The sequence below is a fragment of the Microbacterium sp. Gd 4-13 genome (assembly GCF_003095395.1).
Classification (GTDB): Bacteria; Actinomycetota; Actinomycetes; order Actinomycetales; family Microbacteriaceae; genus Microbacterium.
In genome coordinates, this window is sequence record NZ_QEIJ01000002.1 from 153,787 (window position 1) to 168,350 (window position 14,564).

15 protein-coding genes and 1 tRNA gene are annotated in these 14,564 nt (G+C 68.5%); 6 read left to right on the top strand and 10 right to left on the bottom strand.

Annotation, left to right across the window (positions count from 1 at the left end):
• On the bottom strand, window positions 1-582 hold the full coding sequence (locus DEA06_RS05530) for a DNA helicase (protein ID WP_116647269.1): 582 nt from the start codon (window positions 580-582) through the stop codon (window positions 1-3).
• 101 nt (window positions 583-683) lie between these two features.
• Here DEA06_RS05530 and DEA06_RS05535 point away from each other — a divergent pair, with 101 nt between their 5' ends.
• Together DEA06_RS05535 and DEA06_RS05540 are read left to right on the top strand one after the other, a co-directional pair.
• Entirely contained in the window at window positions 684-1,241 is a 558-nt protein-coding gene (locus DEA06_RS05535; protein WP_116646975.1) for a peptidylprolyl isomerase, read from the top strand.
• Between the two features lie 10 nt (window positions 1,242-1,251).
• Entirely contained in the window at window positions 1,252-2,175 is a 924-nt protein-coding gene (locus DEA06_RS05540; protein ID WP_116646976.1) for a rhomboid family intramembrane serine protease, read from the top strand.
• A gap of 60 nt (window positions 2,176-2,235) precedes the next feature.
• Here the strand turns inward: DEA06_RS05540 and DEA06_RS05545 are convergent, their stop codons facing one another.
• The gene (locus DEA06_RS05545; RefSeq protein ID WP_116646977.1) at window positions 2,236-2,475 is read right to left on the bottom strand and encodes a cell division protein CrgA; all 240 of its coding nucleotides are present in this window, start codon (window positions 2,473-2,475) and stop codon (window positions 2,236-2,238) included.
• Window positions 2,476-2,528: 53 nt separating this feature from the next.
• Between DEA06_RS05545 and DEA06_RS05550 the strand changes: the two genes are divergently transcribed.
• From DEA06_RS05550 to DEA06_RS05555, 3 genes are read left to right on the top strand one after another with little or no spacing between them, the layout of a single operon-like run.
• Window positions 2,529-3,329 carry a class E sortase gene (locus DEA06_RS05550; RefSeq protein WP_240606834.1) on the top strand — a complete coding sequence of 267 codons (801 nt, stop codon included), beginning with the start codon at window positions 2,529-2,531 and terminating at the stop codon, window positions 3,327-3,329.
• Window positions 3,329-3,484: a hypothetical protein gene (locus DEA06_RS16500; RefSeq protein WP_165817933.1), complete on the top strand. Its 156-nt coding sequence runs from the start codon at window positions 3,329-3,331 to the stop codon at window positions 3,482-3,484. Before DEA06_RS05550 ends, DEA06_RS16500 begins: the two co-directional genes overlap by 1 nt.
• Window positions 3,481-4,143, top strand: coding sequence for an aminodeoxychorismate/anthranilate synthase component II (locus DEA06_RS05555; protein ID WP_116646978.1), 663 nt, complete (start codon window positions 3,481-3,483; stop codon window positions 4,141-4,143). Before DEA06_RS16500 ends, DEA06_RS05555 begins: the two co-directional genes overlap by 4 nt.
• Here DEA06_RS05555 and pknB read toward each other — a convergent pair.
• From pknB to DEA06_RS16505, 7 genes are read right to left on the bottom strand one after another with little or no spacing between them, the layout of a single operon-like run.
• Entirely contained in the window at window positions 4,127-5,866 is a 1,740-nt protein-coding gene (gene pknB / locus DEA06_RS05560; protein ID WP_116646979.1) for a Stk1 family PASTA domain-containing Ser/Thr kinase, read from the bottom strand. The two genes, DEA06_RS05555 and pknB, sit on opposite strands and share 17 nt — an antisense overlap.
• Window positions 5,863-7,605 carry a serine/threonine protein kinase gene (locus DEA06_RS05565; RefSeq protein WP_116646980.1) on the bottom strand — a complete coding sequence of 581 codons (1,743 nt, stop codon included), beginning with the start codon at window positions 7,603-7,605 and terminating at the stop codon, window positions 5,863-5,865. The genes pknB and DEA06_RS05565 overlap by 4 nt, the downstream gene beginning before the upstream one ends.
• Complete coding sequence (locus DEA06_RS05570) at window positions 7,602-9,059, bottom strand: penicillin-binding transpeptidase domain-containing protein (RefSeq protein ID WP_116647271.1); 1,458 nt, start codon at window positions 9,057-9,059, stop codon at window positions 7,602-7,604. Before DEA06_RS05570 ends, DEA06_RS05565 begins: the two co-directional genes overlap by 4 nt.
• 52 nt (window positions 9,060-9,111) lie before the next feature.
• Window positions 9,112-10,509, bottom strand: a complete 1,398-nt coding sequence (locus DEA06_RS05575; protein WP_116646981.1) for an FtsW/RodA/SpoVE family cell cycle protein — start codon at window positions 10,507-10,509, stop codon at window positions 9,112-9,114.
• Window positions 10,509-11,747 carry a PP2C family serine/threonine-protein phosphatase gene (locus tag DEA06_RS05580; protein WP_116646982.1) on the bottom strand — a complete coding sequence of 413 codons (1,239 nt, stop codon included), beginning with the start codon at window positions 11,745-11,747 and terminating at the stop codon, window positions 10,509-10,511. Before DEA06_RS05580 ends, DEA06_RS05575 begins: the two co-directional genes overlap by 1 nt.
• 17 nt (window positions 11,748-11,764) lie before the next feature.
• The gene (locus DEA06_RS05585) at window positions 11,765-12,307 is read right to left on the bottom strand and encodes an FHA domain-containing protein (protein WP_116646983.1); all 543 of its coding nucleotides are present in this window, start codon (window positions 12,305-12,307) and stop codon (window positions 11,765-11,767) included.
• Window positions 12,307-13,044 carry a DUF3662 and FHA domain-containing protein gene (locus DEA06_RS16505; protein WP_165817934.1) on the bottom strand — a complete coding sequence of 246 codons (738 nt, stop codon included), beginning with the start codon at window positions 13,042-13,044 and terminating at the stop codon, window positions 12,307-12,309. The genes DEA06_RS05585 and DEA06_RS16505 overlap by 1 nt, the downstream gene beginning before the upstream one ends.
• Window positions 13,045-13,298: 254 nt before the next feature.
• Between DEA06_RS16505 and DEA06_RS05595 the strand changes: the two genes are divergently transcribed.
• Window positions 13,299-13,382: transfer RNA gene (locus DEA06_RS05595), tRNA-Leu, on the top strand.
• Between the two features lie 232 nt (window positions 13,383-13,614).
• Here the strand turns inward: DEA06_RS05595 and DEA06_RS05600 are convergent.
• Window positions 13,615-14,547 carry an ROK family protein gene (locus DEA06_RS05600; RefSeq protein WP_116646985.1) on the bottom strand — a complete coding sequence of 311 codons (933 nt, stop codon included), beginning with the start codon at window positions 14,545-14,547 and terminating at the stop codon, window positions 13,615-13,617.
• Window positions 14,548-14,564: the final 17 nt, after the last annotated feature.

Genomic DNA, 14,564 nt, shown 5'->3' on the forward strand with positions numbered 1-14,564 from the left:
TCACGCGTCGGGGGCGCGCAGCGGGTCGTCGGCCACCCACAGCTCGTCGTCGGCGCGCAGGGTCTGCCACGCGGCGTAGGCCACGCCCACGGCAGCGGCGACACCGAGGATGATGGCGATCACGCCACCGGCGCTGATTCCGTCGTGGCGGGGCTGCACGGAGAGCTTCTTCGAGAGCTTCCGGGTCGCCTTCTTGCCGTACTTGTCGGCGCGCTTTGCATACTTCTTCGCGTTGGGGAGTTCGAGGCCGCGTCCCTTGGCGATGCGGTCGCGGGTGTCGTGCGCGGCATCCCACACCGACAGCGCGGATCCGACGACGGCGCCGGCGGCCGGCACGACCTTGTCGGACAGCACGTGCTTGGAGTAGTCGACGCTGCGGTCGACGTAGGGAGCGGCGTACTTCTGGTACGAATCCTGAACGGTGGGTACGACCTGCTCGCGACCGAAGTAACCCAACTGGCGTCCGGCTTCACGCGCGACGTGCGCGCTCTCCCCGACGAGGACCTGCTGCGATTCCCACAGCTTCGATGCCTGATCCTGAAGCTTGCGGAGTTGCTTTTTGCGCTTACGGCTGAGGCTCACGATGATGCCCTCCCGGATAGATGGGACGTGTGCACCCATACTGCCAGAAGCGGGCTTCTCCGGGCGGAGGGGCTTGCTTATAACTCTGCGAGAATGTACCCATGCCTATCCACAGCGCGGTTGCGACCATCCACACCAACCACGGCGACATCGTCGTGAACCTCTTCGGAGACCAGGCACCCCGCACGGTGCAGAACTTCGTGGGACTCTCCGACGGTTCGCAGGCGTGGACCGACCCGGGCACCGGCAAGCCGGGCGAAGGCGCGCTCTACTCCGACGTGATCTTCCACCGCATCATCCCCAACTTCATGATCCAGGGCGGCGACCCGCTCGGACAGGGCATCGGAGGCCCGGGCTACAACTTCGACGACGAGATCAGCCCCGAACTCGACTTCGCCGCTCCCTACAAGCTCGCGATGGCCAACGCCGGCCTGCGCCGCAACGCCATCACCGGCAAGGCCGAGGGCACCAACGGCTCGCAGTTCTTCATCACGACCGACCCGACCCCGTGGCTCCAGGGCAAGCACACCATCTTCGGCGAGGTCGCCGACGACGCGTCGAAGGCCGTCGTCGACGCGATCGCCGCTGTGCCGACCGGTGCCGGCGACCGTCCGGTCGAGCCCGTCGTGATCTCGTCGATCGACGTCGTCTCCGTCTGATCGCACACCGGTGACCACGGACGAGTTCCGTCGCAACCGCGACAACTTCTGCTACCGGCATCCCGACCGGCAGAGCTTCGTGCTGTGCCAGCGATGCATGCGCACGATCTGCCCCGAATGCCAGACGCAGGGTGCCGTGGGAGTGATCTGCCCCGAGTGCATGGCGGAGCAGCGGAAGGCTCGAACGCCCGTGCAGCGGAAGGCCGAGCGTCGCTGGGCGCGGAGGCCCCAGGCCCTCGCCGCCGTGTCGAGCGGACGACCCGTGGTCACCCTCGCGATCATCGCGATCACTGCGCTGTTCTACATCCTGACGCTGATCCCGGGTTACGGCCCGGTGATCCAGTCGACGCTGGTGTTCAACAGTGGATTCGTCACGCCCGGCTACCCGTTCCAGCCGTGGCGTGTGCTCACCGCAGCGCTCGCGCACGCGAGCTTCCTGCACCTGGCCCTCAACATGTTCACTCTGTGGATCCTCGGCCGCAGTCTCGAGCCGATGCTGGGTAGGGGCCGTTTCCTCGCGCTGTACCTGATCAGTGCGCTCGGCGGATCCGTGGCAGTGACCCTGCTCGCGCCGCTGACCAGTGTCGTCGGAGCTTCGGGCGCGATTTTCGGTCTGTTCGGCGCGCTGCTCGTCATCGGACGCCACATCGGTGCCGACATCCGCGTGATCGCGGTGCTGATCGGCATCAACTTCGCTTTCCCGTTCGTGCTCGCGCTGATCAACTCGATCGGCTCGGGATCGTTCGTCGCGGAGCTGAACGCCGTCGGCATCTCCTGGCAGGCGCACCTCGGTGGCCTGGTCGTCGGAGCACTCGTCGGTTTCGTCTACGCGAGAACGCGAGCGCCGAAGCAGCGCCCCCTGCAGATCGGGTCGCTCGTCGCTGTCAGCGTCGTGCTCATCGGTCTCCTCGCCGTGCCGTCATTGGTCGGCTGAGAAGTTATCCACAGTTCCATCCACACCTGGGGATGAATCACACGGGTGTAATTCGGTGTGTCAGCGCCAGCGGGTCGTCATGAGGAACCCGATGAACGCGATTCCGAAGCCGATGACCAAGTTCCATGCGCCGATCCCGGGAATCGGGTACTGCATGTTGCTCAGGTAGAAGAAGAGAACCCAGACCAGCCCGACGAGCATGAGCCCGATCATGACGGGCTTGAACCACACCGGATTCGGTGCGGCGTCGCTCTCACTGCGCTCGGCGATCGGGTCTTCGCCACTCGTGGTTCGTGCCATGCCGTCAGTCTAACTCCACGGTGCCACTCATCACGGTGTGGGAGAATCCCTGCGTGCAGACCCTTGAAGACGCCCCACCGGCCACGCGCCGCGAGCGTCGCGCGACGCCGCCTCCGAAGCGCCGTCGTCGGGTCTCGGTCATCGGTGTCGTCGGTGAACTGCTGATGACCGCCGGTGTGATCATCTTCCTCTACGTCGCATGGCAGATGTGGATCGGCGACGTGATCACGGGCGCGCAAGCCAATGCCGCCAGCCAGGAGCTCTCTCAGAGTTGGGCTCAGGAGTACGACCCGGCTCCGCCGGTCGCCGATCCCTCGGTGCCCGAGGCCGAGCCCGTCACCGCCGAGCCGCCGATCCTGCCGCAGCCGGCCGACGCCGAGACGTTCGCGGTGATGTATATCCCGCGCTTCGGGGCGGACTACTCGCGTGAGATCGCCGGCGGAACCACGCGAGCCCGCACGCTCGACACCGATCGCATCGGTCACTACACGGATGCCGCCATGCCGGGCCAGGTGGGCAATTTCTCCGTCGCCGCGCACCGCACGACCTACGGTGCCCCGTTCAACCGTCTCGCGGAGCTGCACGTCGGCGACGCGATCGTGATCGAGACGCAGGAGGGGTGGTACACCTACCGCTTCCGCACCCTTCAGTATGTGAAGCCCACGGAGGTCGACGTGCTGCTCGACGTGCCGCAGGCCCCCGAGGTGCCGGCCGGTGAGCGATACATCACGCTTACCAGTTGCAGCCCGATGTTCTCCCTCGCGGAGCGCATCGTCGGGTACGGACTTTTCGAATCGTTCACCCCGAGAGCGGACGGCACCCCGCCCGCCTCACTCACGGAAGCGGTGGTGTGATGTACGGCGCGTTGTGGCGGGTGCTGCCCGGGCCGTGGTTCGTGCGGTTGTTGATCCTCCTGATCCTGATTGCTGCGGCGCTCTACGGGCTCTTCTTCTACGCTTTCCCGTGGGTGAGCTCGTTCGTCAATCCGCAGGATCCGACCTTCGGGTGAGCGCGCTGCGCGTCCTCGTCGTCGACAACCACGACAGTTTCGTCCACACCCTCGTCGACTACCTGGCTGAACTGGGTGCGATCGTCACGATGGTCGAGGCTGACGCGATCGATCCGGCGGTGGAGCTTTCGCATCACGATGCGGTGCTGGTCTCGCCGGGCCCGGGTGATCCTGCCGACGCCGGAGCGTCGATCGCCGTGGTCACGAACGCGGCCGAACGCCGCCTCCCGCTCCTCGGCGTCTGCCTGGGGCACCAGGCCATCGGTGCGGCCTACGGCGGGCGGGTCGTCCATGCTCCCGAACTCATGCACGGAATGACCTCCGAGGTGCGGCATGACGACAGCATCCTGTTCGCCGGACTCCCCGACCCCTTCACCGCGACGAGGTATCACTCCCTCGCCGTCGACGAGGCCTCGCTCCCGAGCGAGATCGTCGTGACCGCCCGCACCGAGTCGGGCGTCGTGATGGCCCTCGCCCACCGCAGCCTGCCGATGTGGGGCGTGCAGTTCCATCCCGAGAGCATCCTCACCGTCGGCGGGCATCGTCTTCTCGGCAACTGGCTGGAAGCAGCCGGGAGCGTCGGGGCCGCAGACCGAGGGCGGATGCTGCGACCGCGGCGGTCGGACTCCGCTCAGCGCGAAGTCAGCCGGAGCAGCTGATCAGCACGATCTCCGAACGCACGGGAACCTCACCCGGAGCGAGCGACTGCGTGCGCACGGTCGGCGGGTTCGTCGTGGGGCAACTGGGGTCTTGCTCCGTCAGGACGGTGAGACCGATGTCGGCGCTCTCGAGCAGGCGCTTCGCCGCGTCCACCGTGTAGCCCGTGTAGTCGACGATCACCACTCTGCCGCTGGCGACGACCAGGTTGACGGTGCTGCCGACGCCGACCTTCGCGCCCGCGACCTGGTCGGCCTCGAGTACCGTGCCCGCCGCCGCCCCGGGGTCGTTGCGCTGGGTGATCGTGCCGATGGTGAGTCCGGCTTCGGCGAGGGCGGTGCGTGCCGCGTCTTCCGAGATGCCGGTGAGAGGGGGGACGGTCGAGGTGGCCTCGCCCTGCGAGACGTAGACCGTGATCAACTGCTGCGCACTGACGGACTCACCCGAGCCGGGGTCGGTGCGGATGACGTTGCCCTCCGTCACGGAGTCGCTCGGTTCGTTCACGCGAGACGCACGAAGATCGTTCTCGCCGAGCACGTCTGCGGCGCGGTCGTAGGCCATGTCGACGATGTCGGGCACGACGCGTGCGCTGCTCGGGACCTCGTCGGCCGGCCTGATCGAGAGCACCCAGAAGAGCACCGAGACGAGGAGCACCGCGAGCAGCGCGACACCCGCCCACACCCACGCGACCGGGGGACCCGCCTGGGTACGACGCATCGTGGTGTCGGTGCTGAGCTGACGGAGCGATCGTGCCGTCTCCGCGGCCTGCCGCGGATTGGGCCCGTACAGTTCGCTCGTCAGCGCGCCGAGCTGTCGTTTCGTCGGGGCCTTGCCACCGACCGCGGCGTCGAGTGCCTCGCGGAAAGCCGCAGCATCCGGGTACCGCTGGAAGGGGTCTTTCGCCAGCGCACGGAGCACCACGGCGTCGAGGCCGCGGGGCACCGACTCGTTCAGCTCGGACGGCGGTACGGGGGTCTCGCTGACGTGCTGGTAGGCGACGGCCACCGGGGTGTCGCCCCGGAAGGGCGGGCGTCCGGTGAGGAGCTCGTACAGCACGACGCCCGTGGAGTAGAGGTCGGCGCGGGCGTCGACCGGTTCGCCCTTCGCCTGCTCGGGCGAGAAGTAGGCGGCCGTTCCGATGATCGCGGTCGTCTCGGCGACGGTCGACGACGAGTCGGAGACGGCCCGGGCGATGCCGAAGTCCATGACCTTCACCTCGCCGCGCTCGGCTTCGGCGGTCGACCCGGAGCTGTGCTCCTCGGAGGCGTCGGTGATCATGACGTTGCCGGGCTTGATGTCTCGATGTACGACGCCGGCGCGGTGCGAGTACTCGAGCGCCTCGAGGATGCCGTCGACGTAGCGGAGGGCGTCTGCGGTCGGCACCGGCCCCTGGTCGATGACGTCTTTCAGCAGGGAGCCGTGCACGAGCTCCATCACGATGTAGGGCACGGGTCGCGCCTGACCGTCGGCGCCGACCTCGGTGGCCTCGCCCGCATCGAAGACGCGAACGATCGTCGGGTGCGCCATGCGCGAGGCCGCCTGGGCCTCGAGGCGGAACCGCGTGCGGAACGCGGCGTTGTCGGCGAGTTCGCGCTTGAGGATCTTGATCGCGACCGCGCGTCCGAGGGTCAGGTCGTATCCGCGATAGACCGTCGCCATCCCGCCGCGACCGATGAGGTCGTCAACGCGATAGCGCCCTGACAGGACGCGCGGTTCCGAGGTCACGGAGTGGAGCTCGTGGTCGGGCTCGGAGTGTTGGGCGCGGCGATCGGCGCGTTGGCCTCCGCCGACGATCCCGAGGTTCGCTCCGTGTTGCTTCCCGTGCACGTGACCGTGTAGCTGACCGTGAGCGTCTGGCCGGGCGCGTTGGCGACCTCGATCTGCGCGTTGCGGTCGTTCGGGCCGAAGACGGCCGTCGACTGCCCGTTCGTCGCGAACACGCCGTTGATGGCGGTGAGCGTGTAGGCGCTGACGGTCGGCGTTCCGGCCGGGCAGCTGTATCCGGTCCAGTTCACCGTCGCCGTGCTCGACGGGGTCACCGACGCCGGCAGCGTGGGGTTGCCCGGGGTCGGCATGGGGGTCTGCTCGGCGTAGGTGGTGACCGTGATCGTCGCGCCCTCTGCGACACCGCCGGTCGGGTTCACCGAGTAGACGACGCCGACCTGGTCTTCGCTGGTCGCGGCGTTGCCCGGCTGGCAGTTGGCGACGAGCCCGGCTTCTTCGAGGATGCCTCGCGCCGCGTCGCACGTCTGGCCGACGAGGCCGAGGGAGCTCACGTCGACCCGGGTCTCGGAGGGGGACGGGGCCGGAGTCGCACTGGACTGACTAGGACTCGGCGAACGCGGCGGGGTCGCCGAAGACGTGGTCGGATCGGGTGCGGGGTCGTTGTTGACGACCATCGCGAAGATCGTGCCGCCGATGACGAGCACGAGCAGCACGATGAGCGCGATCAGTGGCCACGTCCACGGGCTGCGCTTCTTCTTCGGCTCGTCGGTCAGCGTGTCGTCCGCCACGTCGACGACCGCGGGCGCGGCCATCAGGCGCGTGGCGGCGGACGTGTCGGAACCGGGGGTGAGCAGCTGCGTGAGTTCGTCTGCGCCGGCGGCCCCCGCGATGGCGGGGACGGCGGCGGTGGCTGCCGTGAGATCACCGCGACGCAGAGCGGATGCTGCGCGGGCGACCGCCGCGGCGGAGGCAGGGCGCTCCTCGGGCTTCTTCGCGATCATCGCCATGACGAGGTTCTGCACCGGCACGGCGACGGTCGGCGGAAGAGGTGCCGGCGTCTCATTGATCTGCGCCATCGCGATGGCGACCTGCGACTCGCCCGTGAAGGGGCGCTTTCCGGCGAGGGCTTCGTAGGCCACGATGCCGAGCGAGTAGATGTCGGTGGCCGGCGACGCCGCGTGGCCCGAGGCCTGCTCGGGCGAAAGGTACTGCACGGTGCCCATGACCTGACCGGTAGCCGTCAGCGGCACCTGGTCGGCGATGCGGGCGATGCCGAAGTCGGTGATCTTCACGCGACCGTCGGGGGTGATGAGGAGGTTCCCCGGCTTGATGTCGCGGTGGACGAGACCCGCGGCGTGGGCGGCCTGAAGTGCCGATGCGGTCTGCGCGACGATGTCGAGCGTCTTGTCGGTCGACAGGGAGCCCTCGCGCTCGATGATGGTGGACAGGGCTTCGCCCGGAACCAGTTCCATCACCAGGAAGGCGCTGCCGTCTTCCTCGCCGTAGTCGAAGACGCTCGCGATGCCTTCGTGGTTGACGAGTGCGGCGTGGCGGGCCTCGGCGCGGAAGCGCTCGAGGAACCCCGGGTCGCCCATGTACTCGTCTTTGAGGATCTTGATCGCGACCGTGCGGCCGATGACGTGGTCGGTCGCTTCCCAGACCTCGCCCATCCCGCCGATAGCGATCCGCGAGTCCAGTTCGTAGCGTCCTCCGAAGGTCGCACCCTGTGTTGGTCTCATCTTCCCAGCACCGCCTCCATGACCTTCTTCGCAATCGGTGCCGCGAGGGTGTTCCCGCTGCCCGACTGTCCCTTACCACCGCCGTCTTCGACGACTACCGCTACCGCGACCTGGGGGTCGTCCGCGGGGGCGAATCCGGTGAACCACAGCGTGTACGGCGAGTTGTCGCCGTTCTCCGCGGTGCCAGTCTTTCCGCCGACCTCGACCCCGTCTATTCTTGCACCGGACGCCGCGCCGTCACTGACATTGGCGAGCATCATGCCGACCATCTCGTCGGCGAGAGCCTCGTCCAGAGCGCGGCCGTACTCGCTGTCGGTGGCCGTTTCCTGCACCGACAGGTCGGGTGCGATGACCGAGTCGATCATGCGCGGATTCATCACGACGCCGCCGTTCGCGATACCCGCCGACACCATCGCCATCTGCAGTGGCGTCGCGCGCACATCGCCCTGGCCGTAGCCGGACAGCGCCGTGCGTGCGTCGTCTTCGAGGCGCGGGTACGCCGAGGCGGTCGTTGCCAGGGGGATCTCGAACGTCGAGTTGAATCCGTACTTCTCGGCCTCGGTGCGGATGGCGTCTTGACCGAGCTCCACGGCGAGTTCCGCGAAAGGAATGTTGCAGCTCAGGCGGAGCGCGTCGGCGATCGTGACGGTGTCGCCGCCGCCGCACGCGCCGCTGCCGGCGTTGCTGATGGAGGTCGACGTGCCCGGGAGCGTGTAGCTCGACACGTTGGGCAGCGTCGACTGCGGTGTCCATTCGCCGCTGGCGAGGGCGGCCGAGGCGACGACGAGCTTGAACGTCGAACCGGGCGGGTTCAGGTTGCCGCCGATCGCGCGGTTGAACAACGGATTGCTGGGGTCTGCCTGCAGTTGAGCGTCGGCCGCGTTCACGGCGGCGACGTCGTGGGATGCCAGGGCGTTCGTGTCGAAGCTCGGGCTGGTGACCATTGCGAGGATGCGTCCGGTGCTCGGCTCGATCGCGACGACGGCGCCCTGCAGGTCGCCGAGGGCGTCATAGGCCGCGCGCTGCACCTCGCCGTCGAGCGAGAGCACGATGTTCGACCCGCGGGCCGCCTGCCCGGTGACGATCTGGTCGATGCGCTGCAGGAACTGCTCGGGCGCGGTGCCGCTCAGGGCCCTGTTCTCGGTCTGCTCGAGACCCGTGCGCGAATCGAGCACGGGGTTGAGGTAGCCGGTGACCGGCGCCCACATGTCGGCGTCGACGTAGAGGCGCTGCCAGCGGTACACGTCGTCGGCGGGCACGGAGGAGGCGATCGCGGTGCCGTCGACGATGATCGACCCCCGCTGCACTTCGTAGGAGTCGTAGCGTGCGCGGGTGTTCTGGGGGTTCTCGGCGAGCGACCCCGACTGGACGACCTGGATCACGCTCGTGGAGGCGAACAGCGCGATGAACATCAGGAGCATCACGATGCTCAGACGGCGGAGTTCTTTCGTCATCGGGTCGTGCCTCCCTTCGTCGTTCGGTGCGTGGTCGTGGTGGGCTGCACGTTCATCCGATGACCACCCGGGGGCGGCTGCGCACAGCATCCGAGATTCTGAGCAGGATCGCGACGATCAGCCAGTTCGCGATCAGCGACGAGCCGCCCGCGGCGAGGAAGGGCGTCGTCAGACCGGTGAGCGGGATGAGCCGGGTCACGCCGCCGACCATGATGAACACCTGCAGCGCGATCGTGAACGACAGGCCCACCGCGAGCAGCTTGCCGAAGTCGTCTTGACCGGCGACGCCGATGCGGATGCCGCGGCTGGCGAACACCATGTACAGCGCGAGGATCGCGAAGACGCCGACGAGGCCGAGTTCTTCGCCGAGACTCGGGAAGATGTAGTCGCTCTCCGCGACGGGCGTGAGGTAGGGGCGGCCCTGGCCGAGCCCGGTGCCGATGAGACCGCCCTGAGCAAGGCCGAAGATGCCCTGCACGAGCTGGAAGCTCCCGCCGACGCGGTCGATGATCTCGGTGTCGAAGGCGTTGAGCCAGTTGGCGAACCGCCAGCCCACGTAGGTGAGCACCTGGGAGGCGAGCACGGCTCCTGCCACGGCGAGGGTCACACCGATCACGACCCAGCTCGTCTTCCCCGTGGCGACGTAGAGCATGGCGACGAACATGCCGAAGATGAGCAGTCCCGTGCCGAGGTCGCGCTGGAGCACGATGATGCCGAGCGAGATCAGCCAGATCACCAGGAGCGGGCCGAGCTCGCGCGCGCGGGGCCACGTCATGCCGAGGAAGCGGGTGCCGACGGAGGTCAGGCTCTCGCGCGTTCGAACGAGGTAGCCGGCGAAGAAAATCGCGAGGGCGATCTTTCCGAGCTCGCCCGGCTGGAACTGGAAGAGGCCGCCGACCGAGATCCAGACGCTGGCGTTGGCGCCGGCGAGACCGAGTCCGGGGATGAAGGGGAGCATCAGGAGCGCGATGCCGGCGAAGCCGAAGACGTACGTGTAGCGGAACAGCACGCGGTAGTTGCGCAGCAGCAGCACGATCGCGAGGGCTCCGGCGGTGGCGATGGCCGCCCAGACGAGCTGCCGGGCCGAGAAGGCGTCCCAGCCGAGCCGGTCGTTCGCGATGTCGAGACGGTAGATCTCGGCGATCCCGAGGCCGGTGAGCAGCGTCGCGATCGGGAGGACGAACGGGTCGGCGGCGCGCGCCCGCAGCCGCAGCACGATGTGCAGCGAGATCGCCAGGGCCGCGGGGATGCCCGCGTAGTAGAAGATCTGCGGGTTCAGGGTGCCGGAGGTGCCGAGCTCGACGAGTGCGACGGCGCCCGCGACGATCACGAGCGCGAAGACGAGCAGTCCGAGCTCGCGGTTGCGCTGCGTCTGCGGCACCCGCAGGCGCCGCAGCGCCTTCATGACGGTGGTGTCGGTCGTGGGCTTGCCGTCTGTGGCCGTGGTCATCATTCCCCCACCCCCGAGGTCTCGCGCAGTCTCGCGACGATCAGCTGCGCGTCCGACAGCGAGCGCGCCGAGATGGTGCCCTCGACGGTCGCGCGGTCGAAGTCGGGCAGGTCGGCCAGAGGGATCTGCGTGTCTTCGTACGGCGTCGAGAGCGTGATCGGGCCGATGGATTGCTGGATGCCGCGGTAGACGACGACCGTGTCGTCGTCGGCTCCGACGAAGTAGCGCGTCTGCGTCCAGTTGTAGGCGAGCACCAGGCCGACCACGATCGCGGCGACCACGAGCGCGAACCCGACGAACCAGCCCACGCGCCGCAGCCGCGCGCGACGGCGGTCTTCTTCGATGAGCTCCTCGAGGAACTCGGCGGCGGGCTCGAAGTGGGTGGGCTCGTTCGCGGCCTGACGGTTGGGGTGCAGCCACCCGCTGCGCCCGACCCGTGCGGCCGGCACCTCGATGCCGCTGGGGTTCGACGCGGAGCCGACGATCGTCGGGGTGCCGATGAAGACCGGATGCTGTCCGCCGACGTCGACGAGCACGATCGTGACGTTGTCGGGGGCGCCGCCGTCGAGGGCCTGCCGCAGGAGGAGGTCGGCGGTGCGTCCGGGCGCGAGGCCGCCGGCCATCGCCTTGGCGGTGTGCGAGTCGTCGACGACACCCGACAGGCCGTCGGAGCAGAGCAGCCAGCGGTCGCCCGGCTGCGTCGGCATGATGAACGTGTCGACCTCGGGATCGGGGTCCATGTCGCCGAGCACGCGCATGAGCACCGAGCGACGCGGGTGGTACCGCGCCTCCTCGGGCGTGATGCGACCCGAGTCGACCAGTCGCTGCACGAACGTGTGGTCGGCGGTGATCTGGGTGAGCGCGTCGTCGCGGTAGAGGTAGATGCGCGAGTCGCCGATGTGACCGATTACCGCGTAGTCGTCGACCATGATGAGGGCGCTCACCGTCGTTCCCATGCCCGAGAGCTCCGGCCGCTGCGCGACCGTGTCGATCAGGGCGACGGCGGTGTCGGCGATGCTGTCGCGCAGAGCGCGCTCGGCCTCGGCGGTGGAGGTGTAGGGCCGGTCGAGCTCGGCGAGGCGGGCGATCGCGAGACTCGACGCGACATCGCCGCCGGCGTGACCGCCCATGCCGTCGGCGACGACGAAGAGGTTCGACCCGGCGTACGCGGAGTCCTGGTTGTTGGACCGCACCTTGCCGGTGTGCGAGATCGCCGCGCTCGAGCCCTGGAAGACCATCGTGAGGAGTCCGCCGCTTACTTCCGCAGTTCGAACGTCGTCGCGCCGACCTTGATGGGCGCGCCGACGTCGATCGCCACCGGCGACGAGACGCGTGAGCCCGCGTGCCAGCTGCCGTTCGTGGAATCGAGGTCTTGCAGCATCCACTGCTCGCCCCACAGCACGAGGCGCGCATGGTGGCTCGAGGTGTAGTCGTCGCGGATGACGAGGCCCGACTCGCTGGATCGCCCGATCGTCAGCGGCTCGGTGCCCAGCGGAAGCTCGAGGCCGGCCTTGGGGCCGCTGGTGATCACGATGCGTGAGACGGTCGCGGTGGTCGCCTTGCCGGTGGGTGCCGCCGAAGCGCGCGGTGCGGCGTTGACGATCTCGGTCTTGTCGCTCGGACGGCCGGGTGCGACCGGTGCCGACGGCGCAGCCGCAGCGGGTGCCGGCTCGGGCATCTTTCGCACCTTGACGCCGAAGAGGTCGGCGCGCAGCGAGTAGACGACGGCGAACACGAAGAACCACAGCAGAACGAGAAAGCCGATCTGCAGCAGGAGGTAGGTGAGGTCGGTGACCATCAGCGCGAGTCTCCTCGTCGAGTGTCGAAGGCCCGCGTCGCATCGGGAACCGGCGGTCGCGGCGGTGTCGATGCCTCGGCGACGATGCGGAACACGATGTTCGTGCGGCCGATGGTGACGGTGGCGTCAGGGGGAAGCGGCGCTTCGGTGACCTTGCGGCCCTGCAGCTGCGTGCCGTTCGTCGAGCCGAGGTCGCGCACCATGGCGCGCTCGCCGTCCCAGAGGATCTCGACGTGCTTGCGGCTGGTTCCCGCGTCGGGGATGGTGATGTCGGCATCGCTTCCGCGGCCGATGACCGTGCGTGCCGCGACCAGCGGGTGCCGCTTGCCGTCGATGTCGACGACCGCGCGCCACGAGACGCTGCCGACGCTGGCGGTCTGCGATTCGACACGCAGCGTTCCGGTCGACAGGCTCGCATCTCGTTCGATCGTGATGGTCACCGGGCCGGCGAACGAATAGCCCTGGGTGCGGGCGTGCTTCTTCACGAGGCCGTCGAGCTCTTCGACGAGAGTCTGCCCCAGGGCGCGCATCTTCTCGTCGTCGGCGGCGGAGAGCCGCACGAGGAACGTGTTCGGCGCGAGGATGCGGTCGCGGCTGACGACGGCGGCCTTCGTGTCGAGTTCGCTGCGCAGCGCAGAGGCGATTTCCACGGGCTGGATGCCACTGCGGAAGGTCTTCGCGAACGCGCCGTTGACGGCACGTTCGAGACCCTTCTCGAAACTGTCGAGTAGCCCCACGAGACTCCTTCGGGCAGGCAGATGGTGGCTACATCGTAGTTGCCGCGGCTGGATGCCCCGTGGACGCGCGTCATTGCGTGCGTGTGCGGGGGTGTTCGGCGGTCTCACCGAGCGCCGCACCGATGCGAGATGTCGTTCAGGGGTGGGGTTCGTGACGCAGCATCCTCGGTCTCGTACACCTCCTCGATTCGGCAGGGCTCGGCGCGTGATATTCTCGGGAAGTTGAGTGCGCGGTATCTCGGATGCTGCGCCTCGCGCGAGTGGCGGAATAGGTAGACGCGCTGGCTTCAGGTGCCAGTGCCCGCAAGGGCGTGGGGGTTCAAGTCCCCCCTCGCGCACAGACGGGCGCTCTCAGTTTTTGTGAGAGTTGCCTTTCAACAAATGTGCGAAAAGGGCCGGTCGAGGGAAGAATCCTCTACCGGCCCTTTGCTTTGGGGCCTGAAGGATCGACTTCGTTGCCTGAATCACCAGGGTCGTGAGCGCGGCCGTGTGGAGACTGACGGTGGCACGTGAACTCGAACATCCAGGACGCGGGGGTCCCGCCTGGAGACGGGCGCGAGAGCGGGACGTTCAGCGTTCGGTGGGTCGGGCACCCAGGAGATCCGCGCGATGGATCAGCGCTGCGGCGCCCACGAGAGGCGACTGCGAACCGAGCGCCGCCGCCTGCACGCGCAGCTTTGCGGCGTAGGCATTGACGGCGGCGGGAGCGATCTGCTCCTGGACGAGGGCGACGTAATCGTCGGCGACCGCCACGAAGCCGGCGCCGATGACCGCCACCTCCAGGTCGAGAAGAGTGGTGGCGCTCACCAGGCCGTAGGCCACGGCCCTCGCCGAGCGCCGCACGGCGCGCCGCGCGACGTCATCGCCGCCGGCGTACGATTCGGCGAGCTGCTCGCCGGTCGACCCCGACCATCCGTGCGACCGGGCCCAGGCGATCGTCGCCGGCCCGGATGCGACACCCTCCACGGTTGCGCCGCGGAGGTCGTGATCGGGATCACCGATGAGCATCTGGCCGAGGTGGCCGGCGTTCCCGGTGAGCCCGCTGACCAGTCGCCCGTCGCTGATCAGGCCGCCGCCGACGCCGGTGGAGACCACCATGACCAACGCGTTGGCGGTGCCCCGCGCCGCTCCGTAGGCGTATTCGGCGAGAGCGATGCACGTCCCGTCGAGGCGGACGGAGACGCGGTCGAGTCCGCTGGCGGCGCGGACGACGTCGGCGAGAGGGTAGTCCACGAGCGCGGGCAGGTTGAGGGGACTGACGGCACCGCGACCGAGATCGATGGGGCCGGCAGAGCCGACGCCGACGGCCGCGACGTCGGTCGCGCACGCGAGGGCGCTCGCCACGACGGTGCCGATCGCCTCGGTCGCCACCGCCGCGTCGCGCGCGGCGGCCGCGCCCGTCTCGGCGCGGAACCGCGAGCCGGAGACCACTTCACCGTCTTCACGGACGAGAGCGGCCTCCACCTTCGTGCCGCCCAGGTCGATGGCGAGGACTTCTGTCATGGCGTCAACGATCTCAG

Excerpts from the sequence above, each read along its gene's own strand:
- DEA06_RS05535 (WP_116646975.1), top strand. The coding sequence starts at position 684 with ATGCCTATCCACAGCGCGGTTGCGACCATCCACACCAACCACGGCGAC.
- DEA06_RS05545 (WP_116646977.1), bottom strand. The coding sequence starts at position 2,475 with ATGGCACGAACCACGAGTGGCGAAGACCCGATCGCCGAGCGCAGTGAG.
- DEA06_RS16500 (WP_165817933.1), top strand. The coding sequence starts at position 3,329 with ATGTACGGCGCGTTGTGGCGGGTGCTGCCCGGGCCGTGGTTCGTGCGG.
- DEA06_RS05565 (WP_116646980.1), bottom strand. The coding sequence starts at position 7,605 with ATGAGACCAACACAGGGTGCGACCTTCGGAGGACGCTACGAACTGGAC.
- DEA06_RS05570 (WP_116647271.1), bottom strand. The coding sequence starts at position 9,059 with ATGACGAAAGAACTCCGCCGTCTGAGCATCGTGATGCTCCTGATGTTC.
- DEA06_RS05575 (WP_116646981.1), bottom strand. The coding sequence starts at position 10,509 with ATGACCACGGCCACAGACGGCAAGCCCACGACCGACACCACCGTCATG.
- DEA06_RS05580 (WP_116646982.1), bottom strand. The coding sequence starts at position 11,747 with ATGGTCTTCCAGGGCTCGAGCGCGGCGATCTCGCACACCGGCAAGGTG.
- DEA06_RS05585 (WP_116646983.1), bottom strand. The coding sequence starts at position 12,307 with ATGGTCACCGACCTCACCTACCTCCTGCTGCAGATCGGCTTTCTCGTT.
- DEA06_RS05600 (WP_116646985.1), bottom strand. The coding sequence starts at position 14,547 with ATGACAGAAGTCCTCGCCATCGACCTGGGCGGCACGAAGGTGGAGGCC.